Here is a 20,080-nt window from a genome sequence, read left to right on the forward strand (position 1 = left end):
CTGTTCCCATCTCGAACACAGTAGTTAAGCTCATAAACGCCGAAAGTACTTGGCTGGAGACGGCCTGGGAGGATAGGAAGCCGCTGATTGACTAAAAGAAAAAGGTCTACCTAAAGGTAGGCCTTTTCTTTTTGCTAGTCTTCGACTAGCTAACTCTGCAAGAGCCGTCTCCAGCCAAGGTTGTACAAGTAGAAACTATCTATATAAATCAATAAGACGGCGTGGGAAGGGTAGGGTGTGAGGCCACAGAGGAGTGAAACGACGTATGGGGCCCACACATCACCTTCTTCCGAACGTAAGATTTACCGAACTGCGAAGCAGTGAAGGAAAATCCACAGTGAGGATTGATAGGAAGCTGCTGATTAAGCAAAGGCACACCTAAGGGTGTGTCTTTTTTTGTATGGATTTTTATTTTTTTAAGGGAACTAATGAGCAAAGCAGTAGACGTTGAAGGAGTTACTTATATAATTAGTATTAATTATCGTGCTTTGAAGCACATATTTTTCTCATGGATATTGGTATACTTAGGCTTATATCATATTTATAGGAGGTCATATGGCTAAAAAAATTGCGGTCCTCGTGAATGAGGATACAATGCAGCGCTGTTCTTGTGGCGGTTGTTTGAAAGCATTTATGAATAAAGCGGATTCCTTTGAGCGGTATGCTGATGAGGATATTGAGTTGGTGGGCTTCACACATAGTGGTGGGGATCTTGCTAAGAAAATCGAGTCTTTTAAGAAAAAGGGTGTTACTACGGTACATCTTTCTACATGTACGCGTGGTAAGAATGAAAATTATGAAAGCATTGCAGAGCAGTGTGCTGAGGCGGGCTTTGATGTAGTAGGCTATACACATGGCAGTGCGGTGTCTAAAGATGGTAAAGAAGCGGTAGTACTTTCAGCTAAATCAGTAATGACAGATCAATAGTTAGCAATGCTTGAATTAACCATAACAATTTGCAATATCTTATGATAGATGAATGATTGTTCCATTATTCATTCTATATTTACACTAAACCTATATTATATAGATAGTATGTAAATTATAAGTGGTATATTTATCATTATGAGAGGTTGAGAGAATGAATAAGAAACTTACAGCGGCTACCTTATCTGTTGCTATGGCAGTGACAATGGCACCTACTATGATGCAAACGGTTTCTGTTAGTGCTGCGTCTGCTGCGGTACAATCTTTAGCTGGTGGTGCTATTGCTATGGCTTATGTATCTACTGCATTAAATAAAATGGATAATTCTGCAGAGGGGCAACAGGAGAGTTTGGCACGCACAAAAGAGAAAACTGGTTACTTAAACGATAGTGCAGCTCAAGAGCGTGTAAATCGAATTATGAAGACATTAGAGGCTACACCTAGTGTAAAGCGTTCTTATGTCGTATATGCGAATCCTGATGAGGAGTTTAATGCGTTTGCCACACTTGGTCGTGTTATGTCCATTAACAAGGGTGCTCTAGATACACTGGATGATGATCAATTAGCCTATGTAATGGCTCATGAAATTTCTCATGGTGAGCATAAAGATATTATTAATGGCGCTAAGAAACAAATTGGTCTTTCTACAGCAGTCGGTATAGCCGCTGGTGGTAGTGAAGGCGCGGCTATCTTATCTAATGTGGCAGGCAACTACTTATCTAATCAAGTGTTTACGATGAGCCAAGAGAAAGCTGCTGATGAGTTAGGCTTTAAGATTTTAAGTGAATCTCCATATAATGTAGGTGGTGCCGCTGGTTCTATGGCAGTACTGCGCAACAAAGTGGGGGAACACTACCGTGAAGGGCTTTCACAAGTGGTAGCACCTAATAACCATCCAAAGTTGTCCGATCGGGTGAACAATAATATTTCTCGTATGTACACATATTCTGGGAATCATGTAAATGTATCGAATGGTACTGTGTATGTAAACGGCGATAATATTTATACTCCAGCAGGTAGCGGTCGTTACACAGGCGAAGAGCGTGCTTATTACATGGCTGGTAAATTGGCACGATTGTATCATAACAATCAAGTGACACCAGGTTCTGCATCCTATAGTGGTGACACTGTAACGGTAGCCGGTCAATCCATTGTTTCTACGCCAAATGCGGATGTAGCTTTACAAGTGGCAACAAATCTTAACAATGCATTTGTAAAGCCCGCTGGTGCTGCCGTTAATGCGAAAAAACCAGTAAAGGTTAAACAAGAAAAACCTAAAAAGGTAAAAGACGATAAAAAAGCAAAAGCAAATAAAGCTAAAAATAAATAAGAGCTATACATGGCATATAATTTGCTTTAAGGATTTATGTTATTATAATCAGAATAATCAGAGGACTGAGCCCATAAAGGCTTAGTCCTCTTTTTATATGGATTGTAATTTTTATAGTTTGAGTATAAGTTTATATGTTAATAAGTTTATAAGATGTATTGAGGGATATACGAGTAAGAAATAGACTGTAAAAATATTGTTGATCATAAGTATAATTATTATTCATGTGTGAATAAATTATATTCATGAAGTAATAATAAGTTCATAAAAATACAAAAAAGATTTTTGATAATGGAATGTGAATTATAATAATTTTCAACTATAAAATATGAGAAATTATCTTATTGAGCATAGTTTTAATAGATATAATTATTATATTTTTTATAATAATTATGAAGTATTTATGCAATAGCTTAATATTGTCTATATATAGTGGATAGATGTATATTTAAGGTGGATGAAATATGTGCTTAGAATGGAATCCTATAGAAATACCATAACGGTAGGGGGTATAGGGTTATTGTACTTATACATGCTTTATAGGATAATGTCAATGTTGGTGGTTAATCTAATAATATAGATGACCATTTTTTTGTTAAATAACACGTAATTTTATACATTATATGGAGGCTATGATGGAGTATACAATTCACCTATTTAATGCAGGTGGTTTCGTTATGTATCCACTTGTACTATTCATGTTAGCAGCATGTACTATTTTATTTGAACGTATTCGTACGTACAGAAACATCAATCATGAGTTACAACAGTTGTCCGATAGCATTGATGCAGGCCGTAATAGTAATAATTGGTCTACTCTAGAGAATTCTATAAAAAATAGTGATGATGCATTGAGTAGATTCGTGTCTCCTATCGTGGAGTCTGTATATAGTGCGGAAGGTTTAGAGAATCGTTTACATGATGTGGTAGGGTACATGGATGAACGTTTAAAACGTGGTCTTAACTGGCTTAGCATGATGGTAACAATGGCTCCATTACTTGGCCTTTTGGGTACTGTTGTTGGTATGATCCGCTCCTTCGCGGCCGTTGGTGGCGATATTGGTGCGCCTACTGTTATTACAGGCGGCGTATCCGAAGCGCTGGTTGCCACTGCAACAGGGCTTTCAGTAGCCATCGTAGCATTAGCCATCCATAGTTGGTGCACAGATAAAGTAAATTCAGATATCGCAAAGTTAGAGCAAAAATTAGGTTCTATTATGGATTTATATATTAGGAGTCAACGATGAAACGTAGTTCAGTAGGCATACAAAAAGAACCTACCATCATGATTATACCTATGATTGATATCGTTTTCTTCTTGCTCGTATTTTTCATGATGAGTACGTTGTATATGAATACAGAGGAACAAATTCCTCTTAACTTACCAAAGGCTTCCTCTTCTTCTGCAAAGACGATTGAGCCTATCACAATTTCATTAACAGCTACACATAAGATGTATTTGAATGAACGTGAGATTGTCCCTGATCAACTGGGCAATGAAATTCAAGGTATTGTTGCAAAAGAACCTCAACAGGCATTTATTGTGCGTGCCTCTGAGGATATTGCGTATAAGGACGTTATCAATATTTTAGATAATCTTAAAATTAGTGGTGCTCGGTTTGTTAGCGTAGCTACAGAACGGAAGTGATTCTATGGTAGATAAACGATATGGAATTCCTTTCGTAGCTGCATTGGCATTAAATCTTGTATATTGGGGTGTTGTAGGTGATTGGTTTGGTCATATAAAACCTCCAGAAACACCCAAAAAAGACTTGGTTATCAACCTTGATATGGGGCAGCAAGAACCTCCTCAAGAGAAGAAAGATCCTGAGAAATTAAAGATTCAACCTGACGACAAACCAGTCGCAGGAGGCGGTAAAGCAGGTAGTGTGTTGCCTGATTTATCGGGAAAGCCCACAGAAGGCTTAAAAAATCTGAATCCTTACTTAGGTGGTAATGAGATGGCATCAGTCAACTTGAATGGTAATACTGATAATCCTGTTGGCAATCCAGGCAGTGGCAATGTACCAGGCCCTGGTGGTGGTGGGGTTATTGGTAATGGAGGCCTTGGTAATGAGGGCAATGGTTCTAAAGGTGGTGATCCAGGTCCAGGTGATGTAGAACGTCGTGGGGGATCTTACGATAGTTCAGGTTATATTGCTCGCATTGAGAGTAATAAAGTAATGCCGCAACAGGCGGTGCGCCGTGGCCTCAGTGGACGAGTTTCCTTTGAAATCACTTTTGATGCCGATGGCAACTATGCAGGTGCTGAAATGATTGGTAGCAGTGGCTCTAGCATTCTCGATAATGCTGCTGCTAGCCTCGTAGAGAGCTCTGGCGGTATAGAGAATACAACAGGTGAGCCAGTTACAATTGTGGTTAATGTAGATTATGGTTTTAACTAATTTTCAATAGCTGATAATGTATGAATTATGTTTGTGTGTAGTTTTAATTCAGAAAATACAAGAAACGCATTTGTTAGAGGATTAGTTTTAATATTTTTTTTATTGTGTATTTATTGTGTGTGGAGGGGTTATGACGAGTCGTCGTATTTTATCTGCTACTATTGCGGCAACGTTAGCGTTAGGTACGTATCAAGCCTATGCGTATGATGAGAACTTCAAGGGTTATGAGGTTCATAATGTTTCGGTAAAAGCCGATGCGGCAAAGGATGAGTATGGTAATACCATTACTGAGCAATCTTATTACCGTACTGGTGGTGATGTAAAGGTTATCACTCGTGAAGAGATTGAAAAACGTCATTATCGCGATGTAACTGAAGCGATTAAACGCGTTCCAGGTGTTACATTCCAAAATCCTGGTTACCGTGGTGGCGAGTATGGTTACCAATTTTATAATAATGGTGTGTCCATTAATGGTGACTCCCGCGTTGTAGTATTAGTAGATGGTCGTCGTGTAGACAATATTACATCTGGTCGTTTAGGTGATAGCTCTGAAAGAGGCTCTAAATCTACAGGTGTAAATATTGATGAAGTAACCAATATGGATGCTATTGATAAAATCGAAGTTATCAAAGGCTCTGGTGCTTCTCAATATGGTTCTGATGCTACAGGTGGTGTCATCAATATCATTACACGCCGTGGTAAAGGCAATTTCAGCGGTTCCGTTGATTTGGCTACAGGCAGCTGGAACAAGCATAGTTATAACTTGACTGTACAAGGTGCGGCAGGTAAGAATGCATCTACTGGTTACTTTGTAACAGCTACACGTACTATGTCTCAAGATACGAAGTATAAAGATGGCGATACTGGTGAAGTAGCCACTCTTACAGGTTCTAAATGGCGCGAAGAAGGATTTAATGCACGTATTGACCATGAGTTCAATAAGAAACAAAGCTTACAGTTCTCAATGAACTTCAAAAAAGGTCGCGATGGGTATCCAATTTCTACACCAAGCCGGAAATACTGGAATGCAGATGATTGGCGTCGCATTATTTTCAATGCTGAAGTTGGCCAATATGATACTAATTACAAGTTGAAAACAGATCCTAAATATGTAGATCCAGATGAAAATCCACAAGGTTATGCACCTAAGTTGTATGGTGACTCCAGAAACCCTGGCTACCACAATTTATTCGCTTTAGATGGTAACTACGGCTCTTATAGTAAGTTTAAAAACTTAGACACAGATTTGAAATTTACTTTCGATCGCCAAGGTCAAATGGAAAGCTTTGCTAGATTGTATCGTTTAGATCATCGATATGAAGGTCGCGATACATATACATGGTCTAAACTTGGTAGCGAGGCCGCACGTGCTGCCTATGCTGCGGCATTCCCTAATGGCGCTACTGTGGAGCAATTTAATGCATGGGTTGATTCCAATTTGGCACCATTCCCAGATCGTCGTGATGCATTGCGTCAATGGATTGCTGAAACAGGCGGTATGGCAGGTAGCCCAAATAGATGGTATAAAGAAAATAAAACAGGTGTAGAACTTCAATGGACTCGCCAACTTGATAAGCATGATATTATTGCTAATATCGACTATAGTCGCTCTAATTTGAATTCCCGTTCTATTAAACGTAATGGTGATGTAGTGTCTTCTGATATTCGTCGTAATACTTTATATGCTTATTTACAAGATAAAATCTACATTGGTAACAATGTGGAATTAACACCAGCATTGCGCTATGTACACTATAGCAGTATTCAAGGTAATGGCAGCGGTGACTCCCAAGGTAAGGGTAGTGTAAGCGCCTTGACTCCTAGTTTGCATGGTCAAGTTAAATTTAACAAGAAGACTAGTATGTACGCTGGGTGGACTCGTATCTTAAGACCGCTTAAAACAGGCGACTATAGTGCGACTGATGGAGTATTTAATACACCGTTAGATGACGAAAGAGGCGATGCTTTCACATGGGGCCTATTACATACATTTGGGAAAAACAATAATACTACTGTAGCAGTTCACTATGATTACACACGCATGAAAAATGCCATCGCTACATTGCCAATTTGGAATGGCAGATCCGGTGAGTTTGAAAAAACAGCAGTTAATGCGAAAGAAAACAAACAATCTTTCAATATTACAGTAGACCACAGATTAAATGAACATGTAACAATGAGTGCGTCTTATTCTCATATGAAAGATAAATGGTTATCTAAAGGTGGTTGGATTCTTGATCCAAACTGGGGTTATAGCAATAGCGATGATATCAATGTGGCTATTAATAGCTTGCGTCCGCAAAACCACTATGCATTGAACATTTCTTATGATAACAAGCGTCTATATTCTGGCTTGTTGATTAACTGGTACACTGGCAATAGCGACTATGCATTCACTCATAGACGTTTCCTCATCGTGGACTGGAACCTCAACTATGATGTGACAAAAGATTTAACTGCGTACATTGTGGTAAATAACGTTCTTAACCGTGCTTATGAAACAAGCTATAGCGCTTACAATGGTCGTGGTAGTGCGGCTATGCCAGCACGTTCCTTCATGATTGGGGCGAAATATAAATTCTAATGATTAGATTCAGCGTATTAATACTATGTCTATTAATATGTGTAGGTTGTGGTCCTCAGCAGGTAACTGTTGAGGACTATCAGTCTACACCAGCACATATCGAATTGCAGCCACCAGTGACAATTGAATCCTTTGTACGCCGAGGGGAACCTTTTGAAAGTACCTATACGGCGGTGCCTGAGCGTGTGGTGGCGATGTGGCAAAACTCCATAGAAACTATCATTGCTCTTGGTGAAGGGGATCGTATCGTAGCGGGCATGGGGATTCCAGATTGCAAATACGTGCGACCAGAATACCGTGAGGCATACGATAAAATTCCATACAAGGATCTGAAATACGCCAATTTGGAAAGCGTATTAATGATGAAGCCTGATTTGTTGGTAGGTTGGAAGTCTACTTTCACAAATAAAATGTTACAAACACCTACATTTTGGCAGGCGAGACAAGCGAATGTATATATTGCAGAGTCCTCCTTGGGGGCTCAATCGGCGCTAACCATGGATATGGAGTATAAATATATTCGAGATTTGGGGCGTATTTTTAATCGAAACATGGAAGCAGAGCTTCTCATTCAAGAGATGCAACAATCTGTGGCGTACACGGTAGCCCAAACGGCTCATGAGAAGCCACCAAAGGCATTGTTTATTGAGGTGCAAGGTAAGCATTTTCGATTGTATGGACATAAGACATTAGCTGGTAATATAGGGGCTTCCTTGCACGCCGATGTGATCGACACGGAAACGCCGTCCATTAGCATGGAGGACGTGGTGGAGCAGAATCCGGACGTTATATTCTTGATTGTATCTGATGGTGAATATAGCCAAGCGGATGTGATTATGAACTATGTACTAACGCAGCCAGGTTTACAAGGTGTTAATGCATTGCGCAATAAGCGCGTTCATTTCTTGCCATTGCTCGCTGTATATAGTCCTGGTATTCGTTTATCAGATGGTATCGACATCGTATCGCATGGGTTGTACCCTAATCTATATTCAGAAGGGGTACCAGATTTAATTCATTAATAAAGGAGCAGTATGCTAAAACGTATTGGATATACTGCTGGCGGATTTGTCCTCATAGGGGTGCTAGCGGTAGCCATTCTATGGGGACTTTCTGTTGGTACAGTACAGTTTTCACTTTCTCAAATTTTTAATATTGTAATGGATCAATTTTCTAGCCCTTTGGCTATCGATGATCCTATGAATGGTCCAGAGCAGACCATTATATGGTTATTGCGTATGCCGCGGCTGTTGATGGCTGCCATTATCGGCGCAGGCCTTGCCGTATCTGGCGTTATCATGCAGGCTATCGTTAAAAATCCACTAGCGGATCCATATATCTTGGGTATTTCATCGGGTGCATCCCTTGGAGCTACGGTAGCTATTTTATTTGGTGTAGGTGTTATGTTCGGTGAGAACTTCGTCGGCGTTATGGCCTTTATTGGAGCCATGGCGATTTCCTTCGGCGTGTTGTTTATCTCGAACTTGGGTGGCCGACCAAATTCGGTGAAATTGATTTTAGGGGGCTTGGCATTAAGCGCTGTATGTAGCTCCTTCTCTAGTTTTGTGGTCTATTTGGCGGACGATAAAGAAGGCATTCAAACCATTACGTACTGGTTGATGGGGAGCTTTGCAGGCGCTAAATGGGATATGTTGCCATTTATTGCCATCGTTGTCTTCGTGAGCATTCTATTCTTTTGGTCTCAAAGCAGAGTTTTAAACATTATGCTTCTCGGCGATGAGGTGGCCATCACCTTAGGTCGTGATTTGCATAGATATCGACAAGTCTATTTGATTATTAGCTCACTTATTATTGGCTTTGTGGTGTACGCTGCGGGTATGATTGGTTTTGTAGGACTCTTGATTCCTCACCTTGTGCGCATGACAATCGGCACGAATCACTGGACCTTGATTCCATTCAGCGCATTAGGGGGTAGCATTTTCCTCGTTATTGCGGATGGCTTGTGCCGCTGCATTATTCCTCACGCAGAATTGCCAATCGGCATTCTCATTTCGCTCATTGGGGCGCCAACCTTTGTGTATATGTTGGTGCGTAAGAACTATGGATTTGGAGGGGAATAATGAATATTCAAACAGATAATATCCAAGTCTCATTTGGTCCGAAAACGATCCTCCATGATATTTTCCTAGATATACGAGACAAGGAATTTGTAGGAATTATAGGTCCTAATGGGAGTGGTAAAAGTACGTTTTTGAAATGCTTATATCGCGTGCTTCAACCTAATCATGGCAAGATTTTCTTTGACGGCACTGAAATGAGTTCCTTAAGTCATCGCGACACGGCTTTAAAAATGGCTGTAGTAGCACAGCATAGTACGGTTAACTTTGATTTTTCAGTTCTTGAAATGGTTCTCATGGGTCGCTCCCCGTATAAAGGGCTGCTTGATAGGGATCAAATTAATGACTATGAAATCGCTCGACATGCGCTGTCTCAAGTAGGGCTTAGTGATTTTGAAAGTCGCAATTTTAATACCTTATCTGGTGGTGAGCAGCAGCGTGTTATCTTAGCACGTGCCTTGGCACAGCGCACAGAATGCCTAGTGCTAGACGAACCGACAAACCACTTAGATATTAAGTATCAGCTGGAACTGATGACGATTGTAAAACGCCTTGATGCAACAGTAGTGTCCGCTATTCATGATTTGAATTTAGCAGCTATTTATTGCGACCGTCTCATTGCCTTAAAAGACGGCTCCGTAGTGTGTACAGGGCCCCCTCACGAAGTATTAACAGAGGAGACCATCCGACACATCTACGGCGTGTCCGCCACGGTACAAACATTACCAAATGGACGATTAAATATTATATATAATATGGAATAATTAAAAAAAGAGGCGCGGATGATGAAACGAATGAATAAACAAGTCTATGTAGCAGTGCTTATGGCATTAACTACTATGTCAATTAATAGTTATGCTGCAGATGTAACAATGAACAATAATGAAGAAGAAGTTACCATAAATGTTACAGCTAATCGTACAGCGTTATTAGATTTAGATACACCGGTATCGACTTCTGTTATTACCCAAGAGGATATACAAAATAGCGGCGCTAAGACGGCTTTTGATGCGGTCGCCAATGTACCGGGTGTAACCATTAATTCCTTTAGTGCGTCTGGCGCAGATTTTGGTGGCATGGATAGCCGTACGAATATTCGTGGCCTCGACCGCGGTGCACTTGTTCTTGTAAACGGTGTACCTATGAACTTAAATGGTAAGAGCGGAATTGGCTCTATACCTACCAGTGCCATTGAGCGCATTGAAGTTGTAAAGGGGGCGGCCTCTACCTTATATGGCGCAGAAGCTTTAGGTGGCGTTATAAATATTATTACAAAAACGTCGTCAAAAGAGGGTGGTTCTGCTACGGTAGCTGTAGGTAATCGAGGCTCTAAGAGATTTGACATTTCTTATGGTACTGATCGATTTCTCGTTGGTATCGATAGAAAATACTGGGGGACTCAAGATCCATCTACACCGGTGCGGTATGACTATACAGGCCGCAAGGGTTATGATTACTACACTACGCGCAACAAGGGTAACTCCTTAGGCGTGTTCATGAGTGGTAAGCTTTCAGATAAAATAACCTTAAATTATAATCGCGCTGAAAGCCGTTCCTCCTTTGGTCTGATTAGTACAGAAACAAATCCTATGAGACAGGCTCATCATTCTACGACATATCATTACAAGGATGACCGCAACAATGCATCTTTGATTTATAAGGATGACAATACGACAGGAACATTGTTTTATAATGACCGTACTATGCGTGGTGAAAGCCGTGTTCATAGTGCTAAACAGTTCAAGCCGACCGAAACCAGTTATGTAGCTCGTCAATATGGTATAGATGTACAACATGAATGGGACTTTAGAGGCGGTAAGGATTATTTGATTGCCGGTGTTACAGGTAAGCAAGAAACCTATCGCGCCACACAGGCCCCTGTGTACACACGCCCTCATCGTAATACCTATGCGGTGTACAGTAGCTATTCTCGTGAAATCAATCCAAAATGGACTGCCATTTTGGGCTTGCGCTATACAGCTATTAGTGATCCTATTAAGGACCAACATGTGTTAACGCCTCAGTTCCAATTGTTGCATACCATCAATAAAGATTCCTCCATGTACTTAAATATAGGGAAAGCTTACACGATGCCTAGCTTGAGTGATACATTCCGCAGTGTAAACCGCCAATACACAGCAGTAAGTGGTAAAAATCTTAAGCCTGAAGAGGGCTGGAACTATGAATTAGGTTATAAACGCCTTAATAAGAAGGATAGCTGGAAGGTGGACGTGTTCTATATGGACTTCAAGAACTTCTTCCAATGGCAACCTGATGTAAATGGTCGCCCAACCGTTCGCGTAAACGGTGGTCAATTCCACAATGTTGGGATTGAAGCTGAGTATAGTAGACATTTGTCAGATCGACTCAAAATGAGTGTAAGTGGTTCTTATTCTAATCCAAAACAAAGGGAAATGAATGAAACCTATTGGAAACAAGCGGCTCCTAAGTTACAGTTTACAACCGGTATTCATTATAAAAGCTCTACTTGGGATGCAGGCACATCTTTGAACTTTGTAACCAAACGTTTGCGCAATCGCGATGGTGGCTTGAACCCTAACATTGCTCTTTGGAATGCTTACGTTGGGTATCACTTTAATAAAGATGCTACATTACGCCTCGATGCACGCAATCTTTTGAATCGTCATAATGTGGTATCCAATGGAGATTATGAATATTGGGATGCACCATTCAATTATGAATTAAGTTATACACAAAAATTTTAATATGTATTAGTGATACAATCCCCCGAGAATGCAGTAGTGGTAGGGGTATGGGTTTTGTGCGGTCCAAATAAATGTGTAATAATACAAATATGTAGTTTATATAATTGTGTGAATGTATATATGTGTTAAGTGAGGCATTTGGTATGAGACAACAAATTAAGCATCGTATATCTATACTTGTGGGTTTAGCATTGATAGGATTGTCTGTGAATGGATATGCAGCAGAGGTAAGTGCTGATAAGACTCCCACTACAGCTGCATCGAGTGAATCTAATGGAGCATCTGAAATCCATACTATTAATGTAACAGCAAATCGCATGGCTCTTTTAGATTTAGATACGCCGGCTGCGATGGATGTTATTACTCAAAAGGACTTAGCTAATAGTGGTGCCAAAAATGCATTTGATGCGGTTAATATGGTGCCCGGCATTACGTCTTTTTCCTATGGTGCATCTGGTCTTGAATATGGGGCTATGGATAGCCGTGTGAATATCCGTGGTCTTGAACGGGGCTCTTTGATTCTCATGAATGGGGTACCGATGAACCTCAATGGCAAGGGCGGACTTAGCTCTATTCCGACTAGCTCTATTGAACGCATTGAAGTATTAAAAGGTGCAGCGTCTGCTTTATATGGCGCTGATGCTATGAGTGGTGTTATCAATGTAATTACTAAGACTCCAAGTAAAGAAGGGGGCTCTGCTACGATAGGTTTTGGTAATATGGGCCGCCAAACTTATAAAATTAACTATGGGACGCCTCGCTTCTTAATAGGTGTGGAACGTAACTTCTTTGGCGCTCAAGATCCAGAAACCCCTATCCGCTCCGATATCGGTGGTTATGCTAGAGGCTATGAATATTATACAGCTCGTAACAAAGGGAATTCTTTAGGTGTATTTATGAGCGGTAAATTAAATGATAAGTTGACTTTGAACTTTAGCCGCTTTGAAGGTAATTCTTCTTTTGGACAGTTGAGTACAGAAACGAATCCTATTAAGCAAAAGCTTCACTCTACAACATATGCTTATAAAGATACTAAAAATAATGCGTCTTTAGTTTATAAAGATGGCAATACTACAGGTACAATCTTCTACAATGATAGAGATTTGTATGGTAAAAGTCGCATACATAGCAAAAAGCCATATACGTTGAGTGATAACAACTATATTGCTCGACAATATGGTTTCGATGTGCAACATGAATGGGACTTCCGCGGTGGCAAGGACTATTTCATTGCAGGTGTACTTGGTAAACGAGAAACATATCGCACTACATCTGGTCCATACTATGGAAATCCACATCGCAATAGTTATGCCATTTATGGTACATACTCCTATCAAATCAATCCTAAATGGACTAGTATTTTAGGCTTGCGTTATTCGGATATTAAAGACCCTGTGAAAAATCAACGCGTATTAATTCCTCAGTTCCAATTACAACATCGTATTAACAAGGAATCATCCATGTACATAAATGTTGGTAAAGCCTTTAGAATGCCGAACTTAAGCGATACTTTCAAGAAAATTAATAAAGGCTATGCCTCTGTTAGTGGACGTAATTTGAAACCTGAAGAAGGTTGGAATTACGAATTAGGCTATAAACACATTACTAACAAAGATAGCTGGAAAGTAGCGCTCTTCTATATGGACTTTAAAAACTTCTTCTCTTGGAAACCGGATAGCAATGGTAAAAACACGATTCGCGTAAATGGTGGTCGCTATAGAAATGTCGGTATCGAAGCTCAATATGGTCGTAAATTAACAGATCACTTAAAAATGACTGTGGGTGCATCGTATTCTAATCCAAAACAACGAGAAATCGATAAGACCTATTGGAAACAAGCTAACCCTAAATTGCAATTTACAGGGGGTATCCATTACAATAGCTCAACCTGGACTGCAGGTACTAGCATCAACTTTGTCACAAAACGGATGAAGAACCGCGATGGCGGTACAAACCCAAATCTTATAGCTTGGAATGCATACGTAGGCTATCAGTTCAATGAAAACTCATCCTTGCGGCTAGATGCGCGTAACTTGTTAAACCGTCATAATGTTATTTCCAACGGCGACTGGGAATACTGGGATGAACCATTTAATTACCAACTCAGCTATACTCAAAAATTCTAGCCTTTATGTAATCACTAATTAGAACTATACAAGGAGTATCATCATGAACAAGAAAATTGGATTTTTCATATGTTTGATGATACTCCTTTGTGTATGTTTAACAGGTTGTGGACCTCAATCTGAGGATGGTGTAACACCATATATTCGCTATGTTGACAGTCATGATGGCGTTCAAGTTGCTGTTCCAGAGCATCCAAAACGGATTTTATCACTGTCTTCTGCGTTCGACACAATTTTATTAGGACTTATAGAACCAGAACGTTTAGCAGGCATTAATAAATTGTCTACCTATGAGGAATATTCGCTAGAGGCAAAGCGCGCAAAGCTGGTAAAACCAGTGTTGAGTTCGTATCCTTTGGAGAAAATCATAGCCTTGAAACCGGATCTCGTTATAGCGCCAGATTATATATCGGCTGATGTTATCTATGGCTTACGGCACATGGGTATAGCCACTGTTGTGGTACCTACCCCTTCTACGGTGGACGGAGTGATTCAGAATGTGATGGAGATTGCTCATATTATTGGGGAAGATGAAAAGGGTAGCTTTTACAATCGGAAGATTCACCGTGAAATAGATGAAATAAAGCACCTAGCAGAATCTATTCCAATTGAGCAGCGCAAGACGGTTCTCTTTGTATCATCTATGGACGGATATACGGGAACAGGAAGCCTTTTTGATGATATGTGTCACTATATGAGTATCTATAATGCACCGAATCGGATTGGCTTACCGCCGCACATACCCTTTGGGGAGGAGCGGGTATTAGCCATGAATCCAGACTACATTTTTATTCCATCCTATAAGGGAATGGACAAGAATTTGGCGGATCGATATTTAAAAAATCCGGCCTTTCAAAATCTGCCGGCTATCAAGGAAAATCGTGTTAAGCCTTTACCGGCAGCGTACTTATATACTATGAATCAGCATATTGGGGAAGCGATGCTAGCCATTATGTATACTGTGTATCCTCAATTAGAAAGGAATTCTCATGACTAAACAGACACAACGCATCATGGCGATAACTCTGATTGGGGTATTGCTATGTATCGTGAGCTTATTGGCGCTCCATATAGGGACCATTATGATTCCTATTGGAGGGGGCGTCCAAAGTATTTTGAATGGTATGGGTATACCAGTGAGTTTTACTGAACCTATTTCTGCTGAACAAGAGGCGGTACTGTGGTTTATCCGCATGCCGCGCCTCATCATTGGACTACTCGTAGGCGGTGCCTTGGCAATCGCTGGCGCCGTTATGCAAGGGGTATTCTCGAATCCGTTGGCTGATCCAGGTATTATGGGCGTATCCGCAGGGGCATCTCTCGGTGCGGTTATCGCCATCGCCCTTGGTGTAACATCTCTTGGCATGTTTTACATGCCTGCCTTTGCCTTCGTAGGGGCCTTTGTATCCGTTGGGATTACTATATTGTTAACATGGCGTAATAACAAGCTCGACACGACCACCTTGTTGCTTGCTGGTGTAGCTGTTAGTATGCTGCTCGGTGCTTTCACATCGGGCATTTTGACTATGATTAATGAATACCGCTTGCGTGAATTCCTATTTTGGATGGTGGGTGGACTTGATTTTCGTCGCTGGGACCACGTTCTACTAGCGGTGGGGCCTATCATGACGGGCAGCGTTATATTAATGATGCTCGGTCGTCACCTGAATGTACTCGTTCTCGGGGATACAGAGGCGCGTGCCTTGGGTTTGCCTGTTATGGTGTATCGCATGCTATTCCTGTTTTTGGCATCTGTCGTTACTGCTACTGCGGTGTGCGTCAGTGGTTCCATTGGTTTTGTAGGTCTTGTGGTACCACATATTGTGCGTATCTTAGTAGGGCCAGATCATCGAATACTATTGCCTATGGCGGCCGTTGGAGGCGCATTATTCCTCGTATTCTGTGATACATTAGGTCGCGTTATTGCTCAGCCAGTTGAGATTCGCGTAGGTATCATGACGGCTCTATTAGGGGCACCATATTTTCTATATTTACTTCATCGCTTGCGTCGTAAAGGAGGGGCCTAATGAAACTAGATGTTCAATCTCTATCTGTCACATTAGGAGACACAACCATTGTAAAAGAGGCATCCTTTGCTATTGACCGGGGCGAGTTCGTAGGCATTATCGGCCCTAATGGCTCTGGTAAAACAACGTTGTTAAAAGCATTGCGTGGCCTTTATCCTACATCTGGTGGAGATGTTTTGTGGGATGGTAAAAGCATCTCTTCTTTGAGCGATAAAGAAATCGCTCATCATGTGGCGTATATGCAGCAGTCCGTTAATGTTTCCTTCGATTATGAAGCCATCGATATTGTGATGACTGCCCGCTATCCGTATTTGAAATGGTGGCAACAAGAGGGCCCTGAAGATAAGGTCATTGTAGAAAATGCCATGAAAGAGGTGGGCGTGTATCACTTGCGGCATCGGTCCGTACAATCTTTGAGCGGTGGTGAACGACAACGGGTATTCTTAGCAAAGGCTTTGGCACAACAAACAGAGGTCCTATTACTAGATGAGCCGACGGCTGCTCTCGATCTAGTATATGCTGACGATATCTTTCATGAGGGGCGCAGATTATGTGACGAAGGCAAAACGATTTTAATCGTCGTTCATGATTTAGAATTAGCTGCCAAATATTGCACTAAGCTCGTCTTGATAAGCGATGGTCGCATCGTTGATGTAGGAACGCCGCGAGAGGTGCTCACTGCAGATAATTTAAAAGCTGCCTTCCACTTGTCTGCAGCAGTTTACGACGATCCATATTTCAAACAACAACGTATCTTTGTGTTCCCAAAAGGAACTACGGATATTGAGGATTATAAACAAACAGAGACTAGTGGAGAGATGTCAATTGACCCTCAATTGAAATAGACATATAGTTACCTATGTATAGGTCAGTAAATTTCCAGTTTATCTTGATATATTTGTATTGCTATTCCTAGCGAGGTTAGGCTTATGTTATATCCATTTACTGCTATTGTTGGTCAAGATGAAATGAAATTGGCCCTTTTGCTGAATGCTATCAATCCGTCCATCGGTGGTGTGTTAATTGAAGGCGAAAAGGGCACTGCAAAGTCTACGGCTGTACGTGCATTACCGAGCCTGCTACCTGCTATGGAAACAGGGGCTGATGCGATGACCGTAGTAGAATTACCTATCAATGCTACGGAAGATCGCGTTGTAGGATCTATTAATTTAGAAAAGGCCTTGCAAGAGGGGGTGAAAGCCTTTGAACCGGGGATTTTACACGCAGCACATCAAAATATTCTCTATGTAGATGAGGTTAATCTATTAGATGACCACATTGTAGATATTTTGCTAGACGTGGCCGCTATGGGTGTAAACACCGTAGAGCGGGAAGGGGTAAGCCATTCTCATCCTTCTCGATTCATCCTCGTCGGAACTATGAACCCTGAAGAGGGGGACCTCAGACCTCAGCTATTAGATCGATTTGGGTTGTCCGTCATGGTCTATGGTGAACAGGATCCAGCACAGCGGATGGAGGTGATTAAGCGACGTTTAGCTTTTGGGGACAATCCCGCAGAATTTGTGGAAACCTATAAGGAGTCGGAACGAGCTTTGCATGACCGATTGTTAGAGGCTCGTAAGCTATTGCCAACTATTATTCCATCTGATGATATTCTCCTTAAGATAGCAAGCATCAGTATCGGCGTTGGCGTTGATGGCCATCGTTCAGATATTACGATGATGCACACCGCTCGCGCTCATGCAGCCTTTCACGGTCGCTCACAAATCATAGATGACGACATTAAGGTGGCTGCAAGATTGACGTTAAAACACCGCATGCGGAGATTGCCTTTTGAAGAACAAGGTCACGACGAAGACCGCATCGATACAGCAGTATCTGCGGTAATCGAGGGCTAGCTATGGATACATCTGTACAAGAGGCCCTCAAAATAGGCCTTGTAAACGACCAGATACATAGCATCGTCATTTCTGGGGGAACTGGTGTCGGTAAAAGTTTTATAGTTCGCCAGTGCCTCGATACATGGCATATTCCCTATCGTGTTATACCGGTTTATATAGATAATTCACAACTTCAAGAAAGCATCGATTTTGAAGCCTCTCTCGAGCAAGGCCAGATGATCATGTCCTCTAGTCTATTAGATGACGATAATACGCGATGCTGGCTCATCGATGATTGTCATGTGCTATCCCCAGAAGTGCGTCATGCCGTATTAACAGAGGCAAAACGCCGTCATATCTTGCTGATTATGACTATAAATCATGAGGATAGAGCCTTAACTGATGCGGAATGGGAACTCGTAGACGTACATGTATCTATGGAACCAGCTTCATTGGAATCTAGGGTAGCGGTATTACAACAAACTCGAGATGTAATTTCTTGTGCAGATACTGTGTTACCTTCAACAGAAGAGCACTCATCTAAGGATGTAGTCAGTTTAATCGATCATAAGCGGATTTCATCTATTGCCGTTCCTGATGCAATGATTTCATTAGCCATTTCCTATGCACTCCAAGCTCATACTGTAGGTCACGGTGCAGAGTTTGTATTGCTTCAAGTTATGAAATCACTGGCGCTTCTTGAGGGGGTTTCTTACTGTAAGCCCATTCATGCAGAGCGGGCCGCTCTTTATGTACTGCCTCATCGGATGAAGCGTGATGACACAACCACATCACAGCCTTCACAAGGGGAGAATGGAAATAGTAAAACGGATAGAAATCAACTAGAAAATAGGGCCGAATATGCATCGGACCAAGCTGATGAAGATACACAATATGAAGCGGACCAAAATGATTCTATGGGGAATGAAGCAAGTCCTAAGGATTCAAACGCTAATGATGGGGACACTCATTCTGCTATGAATAGTGCAGAAGATGCATCTTCTCAGCAAGAAGATTCAAGTGAAGCTGATGGTTCTAATCAATCTAACGACTTAGATGCTACACAGAAGGAATTCTGTGATTCCGAGGCTATGAACGTAGGTGGAGACGACTCACAACGCTTATCCTCTTTATGTTTGCCCGATACGGTTGCCCGTATAGCTAACCAATTATTCCAATGGAAACTAGAATCCTCTAAAACAGTGGACCGTCAGTATCGCAAGGGCTCAGGTCGTCGCCTCATGACCAAAACAAAGGACACTAGAGGGCGTATGATTCGAGCTTACCAAGATGAACATGCGCTAGAGGACTTAGCGCTGGTCGATACATTGCGTGCAGCAGCACCCTACCAACGATTGCGGGCTGCTACTAAAACGGAACAAGAAAAACTATCTACTCAGTCCCAGCAATTAAAGCAACAAGGCGGCAAGGGATTATCTTTAGTGATAAAACCTCAGGATTACCGCCGAAAAGCCCGTGAAAAGCGCATTGGTGCATATCAACTTTTCGTGGTAGATGCCAGTGGATCTATGGCGGCGCGTCATCGCATGGAGGCCACTAAAGCGGCTATTCTCAGTCTCTTGCGAGACTCCTATATCCACCGTGATTCGGTAGGGCTCATTGCGTTCCGCAAGGAGTCGGCAGAGGTGTTATTGCCTTTTACGCGCAGCGTTGAGCGAGCAGAGCGATTGTTAGCCTCTATGCCTACAGGCGGTAAAACGCCGTTAGCTCACGGTTTACGGATGGCCTATACCATGTGCGATAGATTGTTGCGTGCCCATCGGGCGGAACGAATTCAGATTATATATATCACCGATGGTCGAGCTACGTCGGGTGATTCTGAGGACCCTGTAGCGGAGTCCAAGCAATGGGCTCGTATCCTTGGTACTTTGCCTGTAGATTGTATCGTTATCGATACGGAAACGGGCTTTATCAAACTTGGATTGGCTAAGGAATTATGTAAATTGATGAATGGCAGTTATTATGCCATGGATACTATTACTGCAGATCGTATTTTGCGAGTGTCTCGGAGGTAG

General features: G+C 41.6%; 16 protein-coding genes and 1 rRNA gene. All 17 read left to right on the forward strand.

The genetic code is table 11. From position 1 onward, the window contains the following. Positions 1-89: ribosomal RNA gene (gene rrf / locus AAA071_RS06225) — 5S ribosomal RNA — on the forward strand; the annotation flags it as partial. A 466-nt stretch (positions 90-555) separates the two neighbouring features. Continuing rightward, positions 556-927: a CGGC domain-containing protein gene (locus tag AAA071_RS06230; protein WP_156697034.1), complete on the forward strand. Its 372-nt coding sequence runs from the start codon at positions 556-558 to the stop codon at positions 925-927. Between the two features lie 154 nt (positions 928-1,081). Then, positions 1,082-2,257 carry a M48 family metallopeptidase gene (locus AAA071_RS06235; protein WP_287509876.1) on the forward strand — a complete coding sequence of 392 codons (1,176 nt, stop codon included), beginning with the start codon at positions 1,082-1,084 and terminating at the stop codon, positions 2,255-2,257. Between the two features lie 635 nt (positions 2,258-2,892). Next, complete coding sequence (locus AAA071_RS06240) at positions 2,893-3,504, forward strand: MotA/TolQ/ExbB proton channel family protein (RefSeq protein ID WP_004694376.1); 612 nt, start codon at positions 2,893-2,895, stop codon at positions 3,502-3,504. After that, the gene (locus AAA071_RS06245; RefSeq protein WP_004694375.1) at positions 3,501-3,905 is read left to right on the forward strand and encodes an ExbD/TolR family protein; all 405 of its coding nucleotides are present in this window, start codon (positions 3,501-3,503) and stop codon (positions 3,903-3,905) included. Before AAA071_RS06240 ends, AAA071_RS06245 begins: the two co-directional genes overlap by 4 nt. A gap of 4 nt (positions 3,906-3,909) precedes the next feature. After that, positions 3,910-4,662 (forward strand): TonB family protein, encoded by a 753-nt coding sequence (locus AAA071_RS06250; RefSeq protein ID WP_039965431.1) that lies wholly within the window; start codon positions 3,910-3,912, stop codon positions 4,660-4,662. Between the two features lie 130 nt (positions 4,663-4,792). Beyond that, positions 4,793-7,246 (forward strand): TonB-dependent receptor plug domain-containing protein, encoded by a 2,454-nt coding sequence (locus tag AAA071_RS06255; RefSeq protein ID WP_349234084.1) that lies wholly within the window; start codon positions 4,793-4,795, stop codon positions 7,244-7,246. Then, positions 7,246-8,268 (forward strand): ABC transporter substrate-binding protein, encoded by a 1,023-nt coding sequence (locus AAA071_RS06260; RefSeq protein ID WP_349234085.1) that lies wholly within the window; start codon positions 7,246-7,248, stop codon positions 8,266-8,268. The genes AAA071_RS06255 and AAA071_RS06260 overlap by 1 nt, the downstream gene beginning before the upstream one ends. A 12-nt stretch (positions 8,269-8,280) precedes the next feature. Next, a complete protein-coding gene (locus tag AAA071_RS06265; protein WP_004694366.1) occupies positions 8,281-9,327 on the forward strand; it encodes a FecCD family ABC transporter permease in 1,047 nt (348 codons plus the stop codon). Then, positions 9,327-10,088 (forward strand): ABC transporter ATP-binding protein, encoded by a 762-nt coding sequence (locus AAA071_RS06270; RefSeq protein ID WP_004694363.1) that lies wholly within the window; start codon positions 9,327-9,329, stop codon positions 10,086-10,088. The genes AAA071_RS06265 and AAA071_RS06270 overlap by 1 nt, the downstream gene beginning before the upstream one ends. An 18-nt stretch (positions 10,089-10,106) precedes the next feature. Then, positions 10,107-12,050, forward strand: coding sequence for a TonB-dependent receptor (locus AAA071_RS06275; RefSeq protein WP_004694362.1), 1,944 nt, complete (start codon positions 10,107-10,109; stop codon positions 12,048-12,050). 143 nt (positions 12,051-12,193) lie between these two features. After that, the gene (locus AAA071_RS06280) at positions 12,194-14,176 is read left to right on the forward strand and encodes a TonB-dependent receptor plug domain-containing protein (RefSeq protein WP_349234086.1); all 1,983 of its coding nucleotides are present in this window, start codon (positions 12,194-12,196) and stop codon (positions 14,174-14,176) included. Positions 14,177-14,219: 43 nt separating this feature from the next. Further along, entirely contained in the window at positions 14,220-15,173 is a 954-nt protein-coding gene (locus AAA071_RS06285) for an ABC transporter substrate-binding protein (protein WP_349234087.1), read from the forward strand. Next, positions 15,166-16,203 carry a FecCD family ABC transporter permease gene (locus AAA071_RS06290; protein WP_278473179.1) on the forward strand — a complete coding sequence of 346 codons (1,038 nt, stop codon included), beginning with the start codon at positions 15,166-15,168 and terminating at the stop codon, positions 16,201-16,203. The genes AAA071_RS06285 and AAA071_RS06290 overlap by 8 nt, the downstream gene beginning before the upstream one ends. Continuing rightward, the gene (locus AAA071_RS06295; RefSeq protein WP_278617702.1) at positions 16,203-17,048 is read left to right on the forward strand and encodes an ABC transporter ATP-binding protein; all 846 of its coding nucleotides are present in this window, start codon (positions 16,203-16,205) and stop codon (positions 17,046-17,048) included. Before AAA071_RS06290 ends, AAA071_RS06295 begins: the two co-directional genes overlap by 1 nt. Positions 17,049-17,132: 84 nt before the next feature. Further along, entirely contained in the window at positions 17,133-18,062 is a 930-nt protein-coding gene (locus AAA071_RS06300) for a magnesium chelatase ATPase subunit I (protein ID WP_278617701.1), read from the forward strand. Between the two features lie 2 nt (positions 18,063-18,064). Next, a complete protein-coding gene (locus tag AAA071_RS06305; protein WP_278617700.1) occupies positions 18,065-20,080 on the forward strand; it encodes a VWA domain-containing protein in 2,016 nt (671 codons plus the stop codon).

Origin of the sequence: Veillonella parvula (genome assembly GCF_040097785.1) — a bacterium.
Lineage (GTDB): Bacteria > Bacillota > Negativicutes > Veillonellales > Veillonellaceae > Veillonella > Veillonella parvula_D.